The sequence below is a fragment of the Bacteroidota bacterium genome, from assembly GCA_030017895.1.
In the GTDB taxonomy this organism is placed as follows: domain Bacteria; phylum Bacteroidota; class Ignavibacteria; order UBA10030; family BY39; genus JASEGV01.
The window spans coordinates 1-839 of sequence record JASEGV010000153.1; the positions used below are offsets into that span (position 1 = coordinate 1).

1 protein-coding gene is annotated in these 839 nt (G+C 42.9%); it reads right to left on the bottom strand.

The window, feature by feature from the left end; genetic code table 11:
* Positions 1-213: 213 nt before the first annotated feature.
* The coding region (locus QME58_14390) for a hypothetical protein (GenBank protein MDI6805001.1) at positions 214-839 on the bottom strand (626 nt) is incomplete at its 5' end.

An 839-nucleotide genomic window follows, 5' to 3' on the forward strand; every position in this document is an offset into this window, starting at 1 on the left:
CTATTTAAAATTCCGTTAGCACCAGAAATTATTTTTGTCCCGAAAAATGGGGAATTGCACATAACGTGTGCGAAAACAATGCTGCCGTTTTGCGAACTCAAAAATGAGCGAAGCAACAATCTTGTGAGCAAAACGGTAGAGCGAACTCTATAATCAATATCAAAAAGCGTGAGCGTCATTGTTTTTCGCTGTTAGCTGCAGCCGCCCCGCCGATCAGTCTGCAACACTCCAGTCAGCCCAATTCCTAAATGTTTCCGAAGTTGGGGGTTGCCAATTCTGAGTAATGGTCATCCAGTAATATTCATCGATCAATTTCGGAACGCTTGAATGCGGTCTCAACAATCGGTTTGGCAATTCGCTAAGCGTGAAGCCGTGTTGTTCGCACGTAGGACGGAGTTCGTTGAGCAATGCATTGATGGTTTGCAGATACTCGATATATGAATCTGCAGAACCGTTCAATCCAAGAGAATCTCTAATCGGTTCATCCCACGGAGCGTATGTATTGGGTCGCAATGAAAATAGAATTTTTGCGGCTCCGGTTGGTCCAAACCTAACTATCGTTTGATTGTTCCCACGTCTTCGTTGCGATGCAGTTCGATTAACCAGTGAATCATAAGCACGACGTAGGGTTTCATAGTCATTCTCGTTTAACTCCCAGAGATTAGCTGTTGGAACTGGAAGTTGGTTTGAAAATTCTATATGCCAATTGAGCAATTCCTGCTTTGCGAGCTCATGGTGTTCAATTGCAAATTGACGGCAACCCCAATCATTGAGCCATTCGATAATAGGGCAGTTCCAAAAATTCAAATATAAGTTTAGTGTTATAGATTTTATCGTCG